Source organism: Plantibacter lichenum, from assembly GCF_050587525.1.
In the GTDB taxonomy this organism is placed as follows: domain Bacteria; phylum Actinomycetota; class Actinomycetes; order Actinomycetales; family Microbacteriaceae; genus Plantibacter.
The window spans coordinates 13,100-30,629 of sequence record NZ_JBOBFT010000005.1; the positions used below are offsets into that span (position 1 = coordinate 13,100).

The 17,530-nt window shown below is 67.4% G+C and carries 14 protein-coding genes and 2 riboswitches; of the genes, 6 read left to right on the top strand and 8 right to left on the bottom strand.

The genetic code is table 11. The features are described from left to right. Nucleotides 1-153: 153 nt before the first annotated feature. The 4 genes from ACQ3HB_RS08235 to ACQ3HB_RS08250 all read right to left on the bottom strand — a co-directional run bounded on the left by ACQ3HB_RS08235 (nt 154) and on the right by ACQ3HB_RS08250 (nt 5,477). Complete coding sequence (locus ACQ3HB_RS08235) at nt 154-1,902, bottom strand: dipeptide ABC transporter ATP-binding protein (RefSeq protein WP_430919442.1); 1,749 nt, start codon at nt 1,900-1,902, stop codon at nt 154-156. Continuing rightward, nucleotides 1,899-2,864 (bottom strand): ABC transporter permease, encoded by a 966-nt coding sequence (locus ACQ3HB_RS08240; RefSeq protein WP_430919444.1) that lies wholly within the window; start codon nt 2,862-2,864, stop codon nt 1,899-1,901. Before ACQ3HB_RS08240 ends, ACQ3HB_RS08235 begins: the two co-directional genes overlap by 4 nt. Next, a complete protein-coding gene (locus ACQ3HB_RS08245; protein ID WP_430919445.1) occupies nt 2,854-3,783 on the bottom strand; it encodes an ABC transporter permease in 930 nt (309 codons plus the stop codon). The genes ACQ3HB_RS08240 and ACQ3HB_RS08245 overlap by 11 nt, the downstream gene beginning before the upstream one ends. A 68-nt stretch (nt 3,784-3,851) precedes the next feature. Beyond that, on the bottom strand, nt 3,852-5,477 hold the full coding sequence (locus ACQ3HB_RS08250) for a peptide ABC transporter substrate-binding protein (RefSeq protein ID WP_430919447.1): 1,626 nt from the start codon (nt 5,475-5,477) through the stop codon (nt 3,852-3,854). Between the two features lie 315 nt (nt 5,478-5,792). Between ACQ3HB_RS08250 and ACQ3HB_RS08255 the strand changes: the two genes are divergently transcribed. Further along, nucleotides 5,793-6,596, top strand: a complete 804-nt coding sequence (locus ACQ3HB_RS08255; protein WP_430919449.1) for a CPBP family intramembrane glutamic endopeptidase — start codon at nt 5,793-5,795, stop codon at nt 6,594-6,596. A 27-nt stretch (nt 6,597-6,623) separates the two neighbouring features. Here the strand turns inward: ACQ3HB_RS08255 and ACQ3HB_RS08260 are convergent, their stop codons facing one another. Beyond that, a complete protein-coding gene (locus tag ACQ3HB_RS08260) occupies nt 6,624-7,157 on the bottom strand; it encodes a hypothetical protein (protein WP_430919450.1) in 534 nt (177 codons plus the stop codon). Nucleotides 7,158-7,267: 110 nt separating this feature from the next. On the opposite strand from ACQ3HB_RS08260, the gene ACQ3HB_RS08265 reads away from it, so the two are divergent. Then, nucleotides 7,268-7,753 (top strand): peroxiredoxin, encoded by a 486-nt coding sequence (locus ACQ3HB_RS08265; protein ID WP_430919451.1) that lies wholly within the window; start codon nt 7,268-7,270, stop codon nt 7,751-7,753. Between the two features lie 219 nt (nt 7,754-7,972). Here ACQ3HB_RS08265 and gcvP read toward each other — a convergent pair whose 3' ends face one another. The 3 genes from gcvP to gcvT are packed head-to-tail and all read right to left on the bottom strand — an operon-like array spanning nt 7,973 to nt 12,411. Further along, nucleotides 7,973-10,915 carry an aminomethyl-transferring glycine dehydrogenase gene (gene gcvP / locus ACQ3HB_RS08270; RefSeq protein WP_430919452.1) on the bottom strand — a complete coding sequence of 981 codons (2,943 nt, stop codon included), beginning with the start codon at nt 10,913-10,915 and terminating at the stop codon, nt 7,973-7,975. After that, nucleotides 10,915-11,289 (bottom strand): glycine cleavage system protein GcvH, encoded by a 375-nt coding sequence (gene gcvH / locus ACQ3HB_RS08275; RefSeq protein ID WP_430919453.1) that lies wholly within the window; start codon nt 11,287-11,289, stop codon nt 10,915-10,917. The genes gcvP and gcvH overlap by 1 nt, the downstream gene beginning before the upstream one ends. A 6-nt stretch (nt 11,290-11,295) precedes the next feature. Next, a complete protein-coding gene (gene gcvT / locus ACQ3HB_RS08280; RefSeq protein ID WP_430919454.1) occupies nt 11,296-12,411 on the bottom strand; it encodes a glycine cleavage system aminomethyltransferase GcvT in 1,116 nt (371 codons plus the stop codon). Nucleotides 12,412-12,467: 56 nt separating this feature from the next. Then, nucleotides 12,468-12,574, bottom strand: a riboswitch (glycine riboswitch). A 1-nt stretch (nt 12,575) separates the two neighbouring features. Then, nucleotides 12,576-12,661, bottom strand: a riboswitch (glycine riboswitch). A 161-nt stretch (nt 12,662-12,822) separates the two neighbouring features. Here gcvT and ACQ3HB_RS08285 point away from each other — a divergent pair. From ACQ3HB_RS08285 to nadC, 4 genes are read left to right on the top strand one after another with little or no spacing between them, the layout of a single operon-like run. Next, the gene (locus tag ACQ3HB_RS08285; protein WP_430919455.1) at nt 12,823-13,587 is read left to right on the top strand and encodes an NUDIX hydrolase; all 765 of its coding nucleotides are present in this window, start codon (nt 12,823-12,825) and stop codon (nt 13,585-13,587) included. Further along, on the top strand, nt 13,584-14,933 hold the full coding sequence (gene nadA, locus ACQ3HB_RS08290) for a quinolinate synthase NadA (RefSeq protein ID WP_430919456.1): 1,350 nt from the start codon (nt 13,584-13,586) through the stop codon (nt 14,931-14,933). Before ACQ3HB_RS08285 ends, nadA begins: the two co-directional genes overlap by 4 nt. A 2-nt stretch (nt 14,934-14,935) precedes the next feature. Continuing rightward, nucleotides 14,936-16,684 carry an L-aspartate oxidase gene (nadB, locus tag ACQ3HB_RS08295; protein ID WP_430919457.1) on the top strand — a complete coding sequence of 583 codons (1,749 nt, stop codon included), beginning with the start codon at nt 14,936-14,938 and terminating at the stop codon, nt 16,682-16,684. Beyond that, nucleotides 16,678-17,529, top strand: coding sequence for a carboxylating nicotinate-nucleotide diphosphorylase (gene nadC, locus ACQ3HB_RS08300; RefSeq protein WP_430919458.1), 852 nt, complete (start codon nt 16,678-16,680; stop codon nt 17,527-17,529). Before nadB ends, nadC begins: the two co-directional genes overlap by 7 nt. Nucleotide 17,530 lies beyond the last annotated feature (1 nt).

Below are 17,530 nucleotides of genomic sequence, written 5' to 3' on the forward strand. Positions count from 1 at the left end.
GGACCGGGTGCGACACGCTCAGGGACCGGGTGCGGCACGCTCAGGGACCGGGTGCGACACGCTCAGGGACCGGGCGAAGCGGCGGCGGGAACAGCGAAGCGGCGCCCTCCCGAAGGAGGACGCCGCACGCTTAGCCGCCTGGTGAACTGAGCGCTACAGCGCCAGCTCGATGCCGGCGCCCGGGATGGCGTCAAGCAGTTCCCGCGTGTACTGCTGCTGCGGGTTGTCGAACACGGAGTCCGTGGAAGCGGCCTCCACGATCTTGCCCTTCTGCATAACGGCCACGTTGTCCGCGATCACCCGGACGACCGCGAGGTCGTGCGTGATGAAGAGGTACGTGAGCTGCAGCTCCGACTGGAGGTCGGCGAGCAACTGCAGGATCTGCGCCTGCACGAGCACGTCGAGTGCCGAGACGGCTTCATCGAGGACGACGATCTCCGGCTTGAGCGCAAGAGCGCGAGCGATGGCGATGCGCTGACGCTGGCCGCCCGACAGCTCGTTCGGGTAGCGGGTCGCGACCGTCTCCGGGAGCGAGACCTGGTCCAGCAGCTCGAGCACGCGCGCACGGCGGCTGGCCTTGTCGCCGACCTTGTGCGTGACGAGCGGCTCGGAGATCGTGTTCCCGATGTTGCGCAGCGGGTCGAGCGAGCCGTACGGGTCCTGGAACACGGGCTGCATCTTGCGGCGCAGCGCCAGGAGTCCCTTGCGATCGAGGCCTTCCATCTCGCGTCCGCCGATGCGGATGTTGCCGGACGTGGGCGTCTCCAGCTGCAGGAGCAGCTTGGCGACGGTCGACTTGCCGGAACCGGACTCGCCCACGAGCGCCATGGTGGTGCCCTTGGGAATCTCGAACGAGACGCCGTCCACGGCCTTGAGATCGCCGGAGAGCCCCTTCTGCCCGCGGATCTTGTAGACCTTCGTCAGGTCCTTGACGACGATGGCGGACTCCTCGCCTGCCAGAGCAGCACTCGCTTCCGCGCGCGCCTCCGCCGCTGCGATGAGGTCGACGCCCTCGGTCACCTTGGACGCCGCGTAGTCCAGGTGCGTGAGGTCCTGCGAAGCGGACTGGATGCGCCTGGACGCGAGGCTCGGGGCGGCTGCCACGAGACGCTGCGTGTACGGGTGCACCGGGTTCTGCAGGATCTCCACCGACGGACCGGCTTCGACGATCTGGCCCTTGTACATGACGATGAGCTTTTCAGCGCGCTCGGCCGCGAGGCCGAGGTCGTGCGTGATGAAGAGCAGCGCCGTGCCGCTGTTGCGGGTCAGGGTCTCGAGGTGGTCGAGGATCTTCCGCTGGACGGTGACGTCGAGCGCGGAGGTCGGCTCGTCGGCGATGAGCAGCTTCGGCGTGGACGAGAGCCCGATGCCGATGAGCACACGCTGGCGCATGCCGCCGGAGAACTGGTGCGGGAACTGCTTCAGGCGGCGGTCGGCATCGGAGAGCCCCGCCTCCTTGAGCACCTGGATCGCACGAGCCCGGACGGCCTTCTTGCCGGTGGCGACGCCGTTCGCACGGATCGCCTCCTCCACCTGGAAACCGATGTTCCAGACCGGGTTGAGGTTCGACATCGGGTCCTGCGGAACGAAGCCGATGAGGCGTCCGCGGACGTCCTCGATCTCCTTGCGGCTCAGCTTCGACAGGTCGCGTCCCTCGAAGAGGACCTGACCGGCCGTGATCTTGCCCGTGCCGGGGAGCAGGTTGATGACGGCGTGGGCCGTCGTCGACTTGCCGGAACCGGACTCGCCGACGATCGCGACGGTTTCGCCGGGGGCGATCTCGAAGTCGATGGACCGGACGGCCTTGACCAGCCCGCTCTGCGTCTTGAACGAGACCTCGAGGCCCTTGATCTCGAGCAGCGGCTGCGTGCCGTTGGGTGCGGTGTTCAACGTTTCGCTCAACGGAGCGCCCTCGCCTTCGGGTCGAGTGCGTCGCGGACGACCTCACCCATCAGGATGAAGCTGAGCACGGTGAGTGACAGCGCGATGGACGGGTAGATCAGCACCTGCGGAGCGGTCCGCAGGTCCTTCTGGGCTTGCGAGATGTCGTTGCCCCACGAGATCACGTCCGAACCGAGTCCGACGCCGAGGAACGACAGGGTCGCCTCTGCGACGATCGCGGATGCGAGCGAGATCGTGATGACCACGATGACCGGCGCGATCGCGTTCGGCAGCACGTGGCGGAGCAGGATGCGGAAGCGCGAGACGCCCAGGGCGATCGACGCCTGCACGTAGTCCGCGTTCTTCACTCGGAGGATCTCGGCGCGGAGGATACGAGCGACCGACGGCCACGCGAACAACCCGATGGCCAACGAAATCGTCCACACGCTCCGGTACTTCGCGAGCGCGGACATGATGACCACGGCGGCGAGGATGTAGGGGATCGAGAAGAAGATGTCGCCGATGCGGGAGAGCACGGAGTCGACCCAGCCGCCGTAGAAGCCGGCGAAGGCGCCGAAGACGATGCCGAGCGACGCGACGATGACGGTCACGATGATGCCGACCGCAAGCGACGTGGAAGCACCGAAGATGACACGAGAGTAGATGTCGCAGCCCTGCTTCGTGAAGCCGAGGATGTGACCGGAGCTCGGGTCGCCCAGGCTGTTGTCGAGCGAGCAGCTGCGCGGGTCGGCGTGTGCGAACAGGCCGGGGACGAGCGACACGACGACGACGAGCAGGATGAGCACCGCCGAGATCCAGAACATCGGCTGGCGGCGCATGTACGCCCACGCGTCCGTCCACAGGTTGCTCGGCTTGTCATCGACCTTGACGGCGTCGATGACGGCGAGCGGAGTTTCTTCGAGCGGCGCGACGAAATGCGTTGAAGAACGCTTCACCGGCCGGTCCTGACCATCACTTGACATAGCGGATCCTCGGGTCGAGCACGGCGTACAACAAGTCGATGAGCAAGTTGACGAGGAGGTAGACGAGCACCATCACGGTCACGAACGACACGACGGTCGGTCCTTCACCGCGGATGATCGCTTGGTAGAGCGTGCGTCCCACACCGGGCACGTTGAAGATGCCCTCCGTGACGGTGGCGCCCACGATGAGGACGCCGAAGTCGACCGCGAGGTACGTGACCACGGGGATGAGGGAGTTGCGCAGGATGTGCACCGGGATGATGCGGTTGCGGCTGAGGCCCTTGGCGTAGGCCGTGCGGACGAAGTCGAGCGACTGCGTCTCCACGACCGAGCCACGCGTGAGCCGGACGATCTGCGCGAAGCTGATCGTGGCCAACACGAGCGCCGGGAGTATCAAGTCCTGGATGGGGGCGCCTGGACCGACGGTGGCCCGGAACCAGCCCAACTGGATGCCGAAGAAGAACTGTCCGATGAACGCGATGACGAACACGGGCAGCGAGATGAGGATCAGGCTGACGACGAGGAACGAAGCGTCGAAGATGCCGCCCTTGCGCAGGCCCGAGATGAGGCCGATCGTGATGCCGGCCACCATTTCGAAGAACACGGCGAGGATGGCCAGTCTGAGCGTGACGGGGAACGTCTGCGCGAGGATCGTGCTGACTTCCTGGCCTGAGAAGGAAACACCCAGGTCTCCGCGGAAGATACCGCCGAGGTACAGGAAGTACTGGACGAGGAAGGGCTGGTCCAGGTTGTATTGCGCACGAAGCTGAGCGATGAGCGCCGGGCTCGGCGTCTTGTCGCCGAAGAGCGCGAGGATCGGGTCGCCCGGAAGGGCGAACACCATGAAATAGATGAGGAACGTGGTACCGAGCAGAACCGGGATGGCCTGCAGGATACGACGCAGAATGTAACTGCCCAAAGTGGGACTCCTGAACTCGTGGAACTGGGTGGGCCCTCTCGGGCCCACCCAGCTATGCCTCTACAAGATTACTTGGTGATCTCGTAGTACAGCGGCACGGAGTTCCAACCGAACTGAACGTTCTTGACCTTCTCGCCGAATCCACCGCTCACGTTCTGGTACCAGAGCGGGATCGCGGGGAGGTCCTTGAACAGGATCTCCTGTGCGTCCTGGAACTCCTTGTTGGCAGCCGTCAGGTCGGATTCGCTTGCACCCTTGGCGAGCAGTGCGTCGAAGTCGGGGTTCGAGTAGTCGCCGTCGTTCGAGCTCGCGCCCGTCGAGTACAGCGGTGCGAGGAAGTTGTACAGACCGGGGTAGTCGGCCTGCCATCCACTGCGGAACGCGGTCTGGATCTGGCGCGTCGTGATGCTGGAGCGGAAGTCGCCGAAGACGGCGACCGGCACACCGGACGAGTCGATGCCGAGGACGTTCTTGATGCTGTTGGTCACAGCGTCGACCCAGCCCTGGTGGGGGCCGTCAGCGTTGTACGCGATCTGGAACGAGCCGCTCCACGGGGAGATGGCGTCGGCCTGAGCCCACAGTTCCTTGGCCTTCTTCTCGTCGAAGGTCAGGACGTCGGAGCCCTTGATGTCCTTCGAGAAGCCGTCGATGACGGGCGAGGTGAAGTCCGAAGCAGGCGTACGCGTGCCGTCGAAGATGACGTCGGTGATCTGCTTGCGGTTGATCGCGTGCGAGATCGCGGCACGACGGAGCTGGCCTTCCTCACCGCTGAAGTGCGGGAGGCGGGCCGGGATCGTGAACGACTGGAAGATCGCGGCCGGCTGGTTGACCGCACGGTCGCCCAGGTCGTCCTTGAACGTCGAGACGGCCGAGTCCGGGATCTGGTCCAGGACGTCGAGGTTGCCACCGAGGAGGTCGGCGTACGCAGCGTCGAAGCTGGCGTAGAAGTTGATCGTCACGCCACCGTTCTTCGGCTCGCGGCCACCCTTGTACTCGTCGTTCTTGACGAGGGCGATGGACTCGTTGTGCTTCCAGGCCTTGGAACCGCCGTCGAGCTTGTACGGGCCGTTGCCGATCGGGTCCTGGCCGAACTCGGCCGTGACCTTGCCGTTGGCGTCGAACGCCGACTTGGGCAGCGGGTAGAAGGACGAGTAGCCGAGGCGCAGCGGGAAGTCGGACACCGCGGAGGTGAGCTTCACCGTGAACGTGTTGTCGTCGACGACCTTGAGGCCGGTGAGGGGGCTGTCCGCTTCTTCGCTGTAGCCCTCGATGTTCGAGAAGAACGAGGCGTTCTTGCGAGCGTTCGAGAGGAGCGCTGCGTCCTGCCATGCGTTCACGAACGATGCTGCGTCGACCGGGTCACCGTTGGTGAACTTCTGACCCGACTTGATCTTGATCGTGAAGTTGATCGAGTCGTCCGTGTCGATCGACTCGGCAAGGTCGTTGACCGGCTTGCCCTTCGCGTCGTAGTACACGAGACCGGCGAAGATCTCGTCGAGGATCTTGCCGCCACCGACTTCGTTGGTGTCGCTGGGGATGAGTCCACTCTCGGGCTCAGAGCCGTTCGTGGTGATGATGGCCTTTGCATTGCTGCTGGAGCTCTCGGTGGATCCGCCACTGGCGCAGCCAGTGAGGGCGAGTGCTCCAACTGCGATGGCGGCGGTGGCGACGTAGCCGAACCGACTGAACTTCACAGTTCCTCCTCTTGGAAAGGGCAAGCGAAAACGGCGCGTTGTTCGCGCAGAATTCGCTTCTTGAATACTCTGACGATAAGAAGTCGAAGGACGAAGAGCAAACTCACGCCGCAAACGTTACATACCGGTAACCGAAGTGACGGATTATTGCTTCTGGCGTGGTTTCAGTGCACGTATCCACTCCTCCACGCAACGGATCGATGCAGCTCGCAAGAGTGATGCATCGGACTCCCAGCATCGGGATATGGATCGTATCCGTTCGGGCCTCCGGTCGTCGTTCGTGCAGCTTTCATCTGATAAGGCGACAATGGACCGGTGACCGCACCCATCTCCGTCCCACCGCCGACCGGCTCCCCGGAGTCCAATCGTCGCCGGTGGTGGGAGATCGGCATCGTGCTCGGGCTGAGCCTCGGGGCGTCCGCGGTCTACTCGATCGTGAGCATCATCGCGAAGCTCACGCTCGACACGAAGCTGTCCGATCAGTCCGCGGCCATCAACCAGTCGCAGTCGACGCGTGAATGGCTCGACTTCACCTACCAGTTCCTCGGCCTCTTCTTCCAGTTGGTCCCCGTCGCGCTCGTCATCTATCTGCTGTGGCAGCCGGCGCGGTCGGGCTTCGCGCGCATCGGACTCGACCTCCGCTCCCCCGGACGCGACTTCGGTCGCGGTCTCCTGCTCTTCGCGGTCATCGGGATCCCCGGCATCGGGGTGTACGCGCTCGGCCGTGCACTCGGACTGACGGTCGCCGTCGTCCCGGCCCCGCTCGACACCTACTGGTGGACGGTGCCCATCCTGGTGTTCTCAGCGATCCGCGCCGGTCTCCAGGAGGAGGTCATCGTCGTCGGCTACCTCTTCGCCAAGCTGCGGGAGATCGGCTGGAACACCTGGACGATCATCCTGTCGACGAGCGTCCTGCGCGGCAGCTACCACCTCTACCAGGGCATCGGACCGTTCTTCGGGAACGTCGCGATGGGCGTCGTGTTCGGCTGGTGCTACCAGCGCTGGGGCCGCGTGATGCCGCTCGTCGTCGCGCACGCGATCATCGACATCGTCTCGTTCGTCGGGTACCCGCTCGCAGCGGCGTGGTGGCCGGGGCTGTTCGTGCCGGTGAAGCCCTGAGGGTCCCGCGGGCGGGCGCAGGTCTGCTCACTCCGTCGCGCATCGGGTCGTCGCGCGCAGAATGAGCTGAGGGGATTCGCCGGAGGTGACCTCCCAGATCATGAGCGCGCGGTCGACGAGTTTCAGCTTGACGCTCTCGCGGGAGCTGAGCGGCTTGAGCGTGACGTTCCAACCGTCCTCGGCCGTGTACCGGTTCGACAGCTCCGTCATCCACGCGAAGCGATCGAAGGTGGGTTCGGTCGCGATCCTCCGCTCGTAGGCGAACATCGTTCCGCCGCCCTCCGGGCACGTGGTGCTGTCGACATCCTCGATGACGTCGAAACGCGCCGCGGCGGGGACCGACGCCTGCAGGTCGTCGAGGACGGAGGTGACCTCGTCCTGCACGCCAGTGACGGTCGTCGGGTGGTCCGAGCGCATCGTGACCGAAACGATCCAGACGACAGCGACCACGACGAGCGCGACACCGACGATGACGAGGTTGGCGACCGTTTTCCGCGAGCCGAATCTGGACGTCCGCGAACCGGGGCTGCGGGAAGGGGCGGTGTCCTCGGCGACGTCCATCGCCCCAGTATGCCGGGTGATTGCACGATGCCACTGTTTGTCCGGTCTCGAGGACGGCCGTTCTCCGGCTTGGAGGACGGCCGATGCGGCGGCGGGCGTATGGTCTGATCATGGCCAAAAAAGCACAGGTGGGCGACATCGCCCCCGACTTCACCCTGCCCGGCATCACCGTCACGGGAGACGAGGCGGAACGACGGGACTTCGTCCTGTCGGCAGAGCGCGGACACCCCGTCGTACTCGTCTTCTACCCTGGCGACGAGACGTCGGTCTGCACCGCTCAGCTCTGCTCGTACCAGTCGGAGCTCGGTGCGTTCAGCGAGCTCGGCGCCACGGTGTGGGGCATCAGCCTGCAGGATGTGGACAGCCATGAGCATTTCGCGAGGAAGGAGCGGCTCTCGTTCCCGCTCCTCGCCGACACGGGCGGTGCCGTCGTTGACGCGTACGGCGTGGGGATGCCGGGGCTCGGCCTGCGTCGTTCGGTCTTCATCATCGACGCCGACGCAGTTATCCGCTGGAAGCACGTCGCCCTCGTCGGCGCCACGTTCCGCAGTGCGGACGAGATCCGCTCGCAGCTGGAGCTCCTCCCCACCCCCTGAGTGCTTCGCCCTGCCCTCCTCCCGTCCCGCCATTGGGGTTTGCACAATTCAGGACGTTTTGCAGAATTCAGGACGATCCATCGGCGTGTCGAAGCGAATGGTCCTGAATTGTGCAGGAGTTCCTGAATTGTGCAACCCACAGGGTGGGGAGACAGCAGTGGCTCCCGGGAACGCGGACGTTCACAGGAGCCACTGGGAGTCACGACGGCCGGGAGCCGACTACTCGAAGGCCTCGGGCGGCGGGCACGCGCACACGAGGTTGCGGTCGCCGTACGCCTGGTCGATGCGACGCACGGGCGGCCAGTACTTCGTCCGCACGAGCGTGTGCACCGGGTAGACGGCCTGCTCGCGCGTGTAGGCGTGCGCCCACTCGCCCTCGATGACCGACTGGGCGGTGTGCGGAGCGTTGACGAGCGGGTTGTCGTCCGCCGGCCATTCCCCCGCGGCGACGGCGTCGGCCTCGGCCTTGATCGCGATCATCGCATCGATGAACCGGTCGATCTCGGCGAGGTCCTCGCTCTCCGTCGGCTCCACCATGAGTGTGCCCGCGACCGGGAACGACATCGTGGGCGCGTGGAAGCCGTAGTCGACGAGGCGCTTCGCGACATCGTCGTTCGTGATGCCGGTGGCCTCCTTGAGCGGACGCAGGTCCAGGATGCACTCGTGCGCGACGAGCGCGTTCTCCCCCGTGTAGAGGACCGGGTAGTGCTTCTGCAGGCGCGTCGCGATGTAGTTCGCCGCGAGGACCGCGGAACCGGTCGCTTCGCGGAGGCCCGCGGATCCCATCATGCGGACGTAGGCCCACGAGATCGGGAGGATGCTCGGGCTGCCGTACGGCGCCGCCGAGACGGGTCCGCCGGCGTGGACGACCGTGCCGCCGCCGAGGAGCGCGTGCTCGTCGCGCTGCGCGAGTGGGTGCCCTGGCAGGAACGGCGCGAGGTGCGCTTTCGCGGCGACGGGGCCGACGCCGGGACCGCCACCGCCGTGCGGGATGCAGAACGTCTTGTGCAGGTTGAGGTGCGAGACGTCGCCGCCGAAGTCGCCGAAGCGAGCGTAGCCGAGGAGCGCGTTGAGGTTCGCGCCGTCGACGTACACCTGGCCGCCGGCGTCGTGCACGGCCTTCGTGATCTCCTTGACCTCGTGCTCGTACACGCCGTGCGTGGACGGGTAGGTGATCATGAGGGCTGCGAGGACGTCTGCGTTGGCCTCGACCTTGGCGCGGAGGTCGTCGAGGTCGACGTTGCCGAGCTCGTCGCACGCGACGACGACGACCTTCATGCCAGCGAGGACGGCGGATGCCGCGTTCGTGCCGTGGGCGCTCGACGGGATGAGGCACACGGTGCGGTCGAGGTCGCCGTTCGCGCGGTGGTAGCCGCGGATGGCGAGGAGGCCCGCGAGTTCGCCCTGGCTGCCGGCGTTCGGCTGCAGGGAGACGGAGTCGTAGCCGGTGACCTCGGCGAGCCACGTCTCGAGCTGGTCGATGAGCTGCAGCGAGCCCTCGACGTCCTCGCGCGGGGCGAAGGGGTGCAGTCCTGCGAACTCGGGCCAGGTGACGGCTTCCATCTCGGTGGCGGCGTTGAGCTTCATCGTGCAGGAGCCGAGTGGGATCATGCCGCGATCGAGCGCGTAGTCGCGGTCGGCGAGCTGCTTGAGGTAGCGCATCATCGCCGTCTCGGAGTGGTGCGTGTTGAAGACGGGGTGGGTGAGGTATTCCGTCTCGCGGCGGAGATCCTCCGGGTACTCGGCCGCGGCGGCGGGCGCGAACGCGAAGAACGCCGCGCCCTCTCCGGCGAAGATCGATGCGGGGGCCTCGACCTCGACGCGGGTCCCGGTGCCGAGGAGGTCGGTGAGCTCTCGGACGAGCGTGGAGCCGTGGTCGAGGTCGTCCGCCGTGACCTGGTCGAAGCTGAGGGACACGGTGGTCTCGTCGACGGCGCGGAGCAGGATGCCGCGTGCGTGTGCGGATGCGACGACGGCCGCGGCATCTGGCACGCCCACGAGGAGCGTGTCGAAGTAGTGCTCGGAGACGACGTCCGCGCCGGCCGTGCGGAGCGAGTACGCGGCGCTCACGGTCGTGGCGTGGACCGACTGCGCGATCCGGCGGATGCCTGCCGGGCCGTGGTAGACGGCGTACATCGCAGCCATGACGGCGAGCAGGACCTGCGCCGTGCAGATGTTGCTCGTGGCCTTCTCGCGGCGGATGTGCTGTTCACGCGTCTGGAGCGTGAGCCGGTACGCGGGGTGGCCCGCTGCGTCCTGGCTGACGCCGACGAGGCGGCCGGGGAGCTGACGTTCGAGGCCCTTGCGGACGGCCATGTAGCCGGCGTGCGGTCCGCCGAAGCCCATGGGCACGCCGAAACGCTGGGTGGTCCCGACGGCGATGTCCGCGCCGAGGGAGCCCGGCGAGGAGATGAGCGCGAGCGCCAGCAGGTCCGCGGCGACGACGGCGAGGCCGCCTTGGCCCTTGACCTCGGCGATGACCGCGGCGGGGTTCCAGATCCGGCCGCTCGCGCCCGGGTACTGCACGAAGACGCCGAATGCCTCGGGAAGCGCCTCACCTGCCGTGGCGGCAGCCGCGAAATCGATCTCGACGAGCTCGATGCCGACGGCCTCCGCGCGGTTCGCGAGGAGCGCCTTGGTCTGCGGGAACGCATCGGCGTCGACGATGAATGCGTGCGAGGCGGACTTCGAACCACGACGGGCGAGGAGCATGCCCTCGACGACCGCGGTGCTCTCGTCGAGCATCGACGCGTTGGCGGTGTCGAGCCCGGTGAGGTCGGAGACCATCGTCTGGAAGTTGATGAGCGCTTCGAGGCGGCCCTGTGAGATCTCCGGCTGGTAGGGCGTGTACGCCGTGTACCAGGACGGGTTCTCGAGCACGTTCCGCTTGATGACCGCGGGCGTGATCGTGTCGTAGTAGCCGAGGCCGATGAGGCTGCGGTTCACCGTGTTGCGAGAGGCGATGGCACGCAGCTCGGTCAGCGCGGCGCGTTCGCCGATCGCGTCCGGGATGCTCGACGAGGCGAGCTGGTCGGCCTTGATGGCGTCCGGGACGGCCGCGTCCAGCAGAGCGTCGACGGAGTCGTAGCCGACGGCTGCGAGCATCGTCGCCTGGGCGTCTGCATCGGTCCCGATGTGACGCGTCGAGAAACGTTCCGCCATCACTCGCCCACCACTGCTGCGTACTCGTCCCAGCTGAGGAGGGTGGTGGGGAGCTCGGCGAAGCGCACCGAGATGAGCCAGCCGGCGCCGAACGGGTCGGCGTTCACGATCGACGGGTCGTCGACCACGGCGTCGTTGATCTCCACGACCGTGCCGTCGATGGGCGCGAAGAGCTCGCCGACCGACTTCGTGGACTCGATCTCTCCGACGATGGAGCCGCCGGCGATCTCTCCGCCCACGGCGGGCAGGTCGACGTAGACGACGTCGCCGAGCTTCTCAGCGGCGTAGTCGGTGATGCCGATGAAGGCGAGGTCGCCCTCGACACGGATCCATTCGTGCTCGGCGGTGTACTTGAGTTCGGTCTTGTCGGCCATGTCGAGTTACTTCTCTCTCGTGTAGAAGGGCAGCGTGGTGACGGTCGCGGGAATCTTCGTCCCGCGGACATCGATGGTGAGGACCGTTCCAGTGGCGGACTGGTCGGGGTGGACGTAGGCCATCGCGATGGGGTGGCCGAGGGTGGGCGAGAGCGCGCCGCTCGTCACTGCGCCGATCTCGGTGTCGCCGTCGAACACGGCGTAGCCTGCTCGGCCGGCGCGTCGCCCTTCGGAGACGAGGGCCACGAGCACGGGGGCGTCGGGGTGCGGCCCGGCCTCGACGGCTTCACGCCCGACGAACGGACCCGGCTTGCTCAGAGCGACGACGCGGCCGAGCCCAGCCTGCACGGGGAAGCTGCCCGTGCCGAGCTCGTGGCCGTAGAGCGGCATGCCGGCTTCGAGACGCAGGGTGTCCCGGCTGGCGAGGCCGGCTGGGACGAGACCGCGGGATGCGCCTGCGGATTCGATCGCTCGCCAGAGCCGTTCGGCGGCATCGACCTGCACATAGAGCTCGAACCCGTCTTCGCCCGTGTAGCCGGTGCGGGCGACGAGCAGCGGGAGGCCGTCGAAGAATGCGTCGGTGCAGCGGTAGTAGCCCAGCTCGGCGAGCGGAGTGCCGAGGTCGGTGATCTCGGCGACCGATTCGAGGATCGCGCGGGACGCCGGGCCCTGAACGGCGATGAGCGCGGTCGCGTCGCTCTGGTCCTCGACCGTCACATCGAAGTCGGCGGCGCGCTCGCTGAGTGCCTGGAACGCGGCTTCGCGATTGCCGGCGTTCGCGATGACGAGGAACCGCTCGTCGGCGAGGCGGTAGACGACGATGTCGTCGACGATGCCGCCCTGCGCGTTGAGGATGAGCGAGTACTTCGCCTGCCACAGCGCGATGGCGGACAGCTTGCCGGCGAGCGCGGCGTCGAGGAATGCTCCGGCGTCGGGGCCGGTGACGAGGATCTCGGCCATGTGCGAGAGGTCGAAGATGCCTGCTGCGGTGCGGACGGCGTGGTGCTCGGCGAGGTCGCTCGAGTAGCGGACGGGCATCTGCCAGCCGGCGAAGTCCGTGAAGCTCGCGCCCGCGGCTTCGTGGACGGCGTGCAAAGGACTGGTTCGTTCGAGATCGGTCACGAGTTCTCCGGGGTCGCGTGGTGCGCTGCAGGCGCACCGAAGCGCCTGTTGGGAACTCCCCCTCTGTCATTGGCCTGAGAGTTTCGCGAGCGACGGATCGAGGTCCGGGCTGCTTTCACCGTCGGCGAGCGCCACAGGATGGTGGCGCTGCTTTCCAGAGTGGCCAGTTCGATGCGGTACAGGACCTGAGAGATTGGCGGGGAGGCTTGCTCCTTCGGTGCCGGTGAACCGGCTCTCCCGCATCGTGTTTGCGGCCCGATATTCGTTTGCGCGCCCAGCATATCGTGGTTCGCCGCGCTTCCGGGAGTCGGTGTTCTGGTCAGGTGTACACTAAGGATCAGATCAGTAAGGGTCAGGGCTACCCTTAGTAGGCGCAGGCAGCACGGCACCCGACCGGACAGGAGGCATCGGATGAATGAGACCGACCAGACCACGGCGGACGCGGCCTCCGTCAAGCTCGCCGTCTCCACCGTGATCTTCACACTCCGCACGGACGACGGATTCGGCGCGACCGACCCGACGCCAGGCATCTGGATTCCGCTCGTCCGCCGCATCCGCGAACCGTACGACGGACTGTGGGCGCTGCCGGGAGGTCCGCTCGGCGCAGAGGAGTCCTTGGCCGACGCCGCCCGACGCACCCTCGAGGCCACGACCCAGCTGAGCCCCCGCTACCTCGAACAGCTCTACGCGTTCGGCGACATCGACCGATCGCCGGACGAGCGCGTCGTCTCGATCGTCTACTGGGCGCTCGTCGGCTCCGAGGAGGCCAAGCGCACGCTCGTCGGACAGAACGTCCGGTGGTTCCGCACCGATGCGCTTCCACGGCTCGCCTTCGACCACGAACTCATTGTGGAGTACGCGCTCTGGCGGCTGCGCAGCAAACTCGAGTACAGCCACATCGCTCACGCGTTCCTCGGTGAGACCTTCACCCTCACGGAACTGCGCGAGGTCCACGAGGCCGTCCTCCAGAAGCAACTCGACCCGGCCAACTTCCGCCGGCAGATCGAGTCGTCCGGGCAGGTCGTCGCAACCGACGAACTCCGCACCGGCGGCCGGCACCGTCCGGCGAGGCTCTACCGCTTCAACCGCTCCTCCGAGTACGCCGACCACGGCCCGCTCGCCGGTGCAGACCCCACCGAACCCGCACCACCAGCACGCATGCAGGAGCACTCATGACCCTCACCGCTTCCGTCGACGCCACGATCCAGGAGATCGCGAGCGGAGAGACCTCAGGTTCCACCTGTGCGCCAGAGCTCGCCTCAGGCCCGTGGGTGTTCGACCTCACTCCCCCGAGCTACGGCCCTGGCGCGTCGATGGGCGATGTCATCCCCACCGGTTCACCCCGTCAGGGTCAGTTGCCCGCCTCCTACCGTGATGCGGATCAGGCGGACCTGCACCGGCGCATCGTGGCCGCGAAGGAGACGCTCGGCGATCGGGTCGTGATCCTCGGTCACTTCTACCAGCGCGACGAGGTCGTGCAGCACGCGGACTACGTCGGTGACTCATTCCAGCTCGCGAACGCCGCGAAGGCACGGACCGAGGCGGAGGCGATCGTCTTCTGCGGCGTCCACTTCATGGCGGAGACGGCCGATCTGCTCTCCGGTCCGGAGCAGGCGGTCATCCTCCCGAACCTCGCCGCGGGCTGCTCGATGGCCGACATGGCCAACATCGACCAGGTCGAGGAGGCGTGGGAGCAGCTCGAAGCCCTCTACGGCACGGAGCCCGATGCGGACGGCCGGGTGCCCGTCATCCCCGTCACCTACATGAACTCGTCCGCAGCGCTCAAGAGTTTCTGCGGTCGCCACGGCGGCATCGTGTGCACCTCCTCGAACGCCGAGACGGTCCTCAAATGGGCCTTCGAACGCGGCCAGCGAGTCCTCTTCTTCCCCGACCAGCACCTCGGCCGCAACACGGCGAAGAAGCTCGGCGTGCCGCTCGAGCACATGCCCATGTGGAACCCGAACAAGCCGCTCGGCGGCAACGACGCGCACGGGTTGCAGGAGGCCGAGGTCATCCTGTGGCACGGCTTCTGCTCGGTGCACAAGCGGTTCACGGTCGACCAGATCGATCGCGCTCGCGCCAGTCACCCCGGCGTCCGCGTCATCGTGCACCCCGAGTGCCCGATGCCCGTGGTCGACGCCGCGGACGAGGCAGGATCGACGGACTACATCCAGAAGGCGATCGAGGCTGCCCCGGCAGGGACGACCTTCGCCATCGGCACGGAGATCAACATGGTGCAGCGCCTCGCAGCGCAGTACCCGCAGCACACCATCTTCTGCCTCGACGATGTCATCTGCCCCTGCTCCACGATGTACCGCATCCACCCCGGCTACCTCGCATGGGTGCTCGAAGGCCTGGTCGCGGGCGAGGTCATCAACCGGATCACCGTCTCCGACGACGTCGCCGTCCCCGCACGGCTCGCCCTCGAACGGATGCTCGCTGCGAAGCCGCCCGTCGCCGCGTCTCCGGCGACCACGGCTCCCGCGACGCAGGCTCCCGCCACACAGACGGCCGAGGTCTGACCGTGACCAGGGTCGTGGTGGTGGGCAGCGGCATCGCCGGGCTCGTCACCGCCATCCATGCGAGCGATGAGCACGAGGTCGTCCTCGTCACGAAGGACGTGCTGGGGCAGAGCAACACGCGCTACGCGCAGGGCGGCATCGCCGGGGTGATGTTCGACGACGACTCCATCGAGTCGCACGTGCAGGACACGCTCACAGCGGGTGCCGGCCTGTGCAATGAAGACGCTGTGCGCGTCCTCTGCAGCGAGGGACCGGATCGCATCCGTGAACTGATCGCGTACGGTGTCGCGTTCGACCGCGCGGGCGCCGGCCCGGATGCGGCGTTCGCGAAAGGCCTCGAAGCCGCCCACTCCTACCCGCGGGTATTGCACGCGGGCGGCGATGCGACGGGCGCGGCCATCGAGGCGGCTCTCGTCCACCGCGTCCGTGAGACGAGCGTCGCCATCCACGAGCACACCTTCCTCGTCGACCTGCTCGTCGAGGAGGGCGTCGTGCGCGGCGTGCTGCTCCGTGCCGACGGCGAGGAGTTCATCGTGCGGGCCGACGCGGTCGTGCTCGCGACGGGCGGCGCAGGCCAGCTCTACCCGCACACGACGAACCCGCTCGTCGCGACGGGCGACGGCGCGGCGGCCGCCCTTCGCGCCGGCGCGGTGCTCGAGGACGTCGAGTTCGTCCAGTTCCACCCGACCGCGCTCACCTCCGCGGGGAGCTTCCTCGTCTCAGAGGCCGTGCGCGGCGAAGGCGCCGTCCTCCGCGATGCATCCGGCGAGCGCTTCATGCAGCGGGTCCACCCCGATGCGGAACTCGCACCCAGAGACGTCGTCGCCCGCGGGATCGCAGCAGCGATGGCGGCACAGGGCGGCATGCCGGTCGTCCTCGATGCGACGATGCTCGGAGCGGAACGGCTTGCTGCGCGCTTCCCCGGGATCGACGCCGCCGTGCGAGCTTCAGGCATCGACTGGTCTGGTGAACCGGTGCCCGTCTCCCCCGCCGCGCACTACTGGATGGGCGGCGTGCGCACCGACCTGCACGCTCGCACGAGTCTTCCCGGACTGTACGCGGTCGGCGAGGTCGCGCGGACGGGTGTCCACGGCGCGAACCGGCTGGCCTCGAATTCCCTGCTCGAAGGCGCCGTGTTCGGTGCACGGGCCGCTGCCGCGATCGGTGCGGACCTGCAGGTGGGCCCTTCGACAGGCTCAGGGACCGAGGATGGCCCGGTCATCGAGCTTGTCGACATGCGCCCTTCGACAGGCTCAGGGAACGGTGTAGTACGCCCTTCGACAGGTTCAGGGACCGGGGATGGCCCGGTCATCGAGCTTGTCGACATGCGCCCTTCGACAGGCTCAGGGAACGGCGTGGGCTCAGGGACCGGTGGTGAGGGCTTCACACGAGCGGCACTCCACGAACTCCTGTGGCGCGACGCCGGCCTCATCCGCAGCGGCGAGGGCCTCACCGCCGCAGCCACGGTCCTCGACCGATGGACGGCCGAGCAGACCGGCCGTCCGATCACGGACCAGGATTCCGAGGACCGGAACCTGCTCCTCCTCGCACGGGCGATCGTCGCCGCCGCCCTCCACCGCACCGAGTCCCGTGGCGCCCACGCCCGCAGCGACTTCCCGCTGACCGATCCAGCCCAGGCCGTCTCGACAGCCGTCGTCGCGTCACGGCACTCGTCCACGTCCACCACCCCATTCGCGATGGTCGGCGCCGCCGACCGCGTCCCATCCGGAGAGATGCTCACCACATGCTGACCGCTCGACTCATCGACACCGCCGTCACCGCCGCCCTCGTCGAGGACGCGCCCTGGGGCGATCTCACCTCCGAGGCCCTCATCCCGGCGGACGCCACCGCCACGGCAACCCTCAACGCCCGGGAGCCTGGCGTCTTCAGCGGCGGCGCGGTCTTCGAGGCGGCGTTCCGATTGACGGATCCGACGGTCGAGGTGAGCGTCATCGCCCAGGACGGCGAGCGGTTCGAGGCCGGCGACACCCTGGCGACCGTCAGCGGTCCCGCCCGCTCCGTCCTCACCGCGGAGCGCATCGCCCTCAACTTCGTCCAGCGCATGAGCGGCATCGCGACGCTCACGAGCCGGTTCGTCGCCGAGACCGAGGGGACGACGGCGCGCATCGTCGATACCCGGAAGACGACTCCGGGCCTCCGCGCCTTCGAACGCCACGCCGTGCGCTCCGGCGGCGGCCACAACCACCGTTTCTCGCTGTCCGACGCGGTCATGGCGAAGGACAACCACCTCGCCGTCCTCACTGCGCGCGGCCTCACGGTCACGGAGGCGCTTCTGCAGGCCAAGGAACAGCTGTCTCACACGACTCACATCGAGGTCGAGGTGGACCGCATCGACCAGATCGAGGCAGTGCTCGCCGCCGGGATCGACACGATCATGCTCGACAACTTCACCCTCGACGAGCTGCGCGAGGGCGTCGCGATCGTCGCGGGCAGAGCCATCGTCGAAGCCAGCGGGAACGTCTCGGTCGATACGGTTCGCGACATCGCAGCGACGGGCGTCGACGTCATCTCCTCCGGTGCACTGACCCACAGCGTCCGCTCGCTCGACCTCGGGCTCGACGTCACGGTCGGCTGAC

Coding starts and splice junctions, on each gene's coding strand:
- ACQ3HB_RS08285 (WP_430919455.1), top strand. CDS start 12,823: ATGAATGAGACCGACCAGACCACGGCGGACGCGGCCTCCGTCAAGCTC.
- ACQ3HB_RS08240 (WP_430919444.1), bottom strand. CDS start 2,864: ATGTCAAGTGATGGTCAGGACCGGCCGGTGAAGCGTTCTTCAACGCAT.
- gcvP (WP_430919452.1), bottom strand. CDS start 10,915: ATGGCGGAACGTTTCTCGACGCGTCACATCGGGACCGATGCAGACGCC.
- ACQ3HB_RS08265 (WP_430919451.1), top strand. CDS start 7,268: ATGGCCAAAAAAGCACAGGTGGGCGACATCGCCCCCGACTTCACCCTG.
- ACQ3HB_RS08260 (WP_430919450.1), bottom strand. CDS start 7,157: ATGGACGTCGCCGAGGACACCGCCCCTTCCCGCAGCCCCGGTTCGCGG.
- nadA (WP_430919456.1), top strand. CDS start 13,584: ATGACCCTCACCGCTTCCGTCGACGCCACGATCCAGGAGATCGCGAGC.
- gcvH (WP_430919453.1), bottom strand. CDS start 11,289: ATGGCCGACAAGACCGAACTCAAGTACACCGCCGAGCACGAATGGATC.
- nadC (WP_430919458.1), top strand. CDS start 16,678: ATGCTGACCGCTCGACTCATCGACACCGCCGTCACCGCCGCCCTCGTC.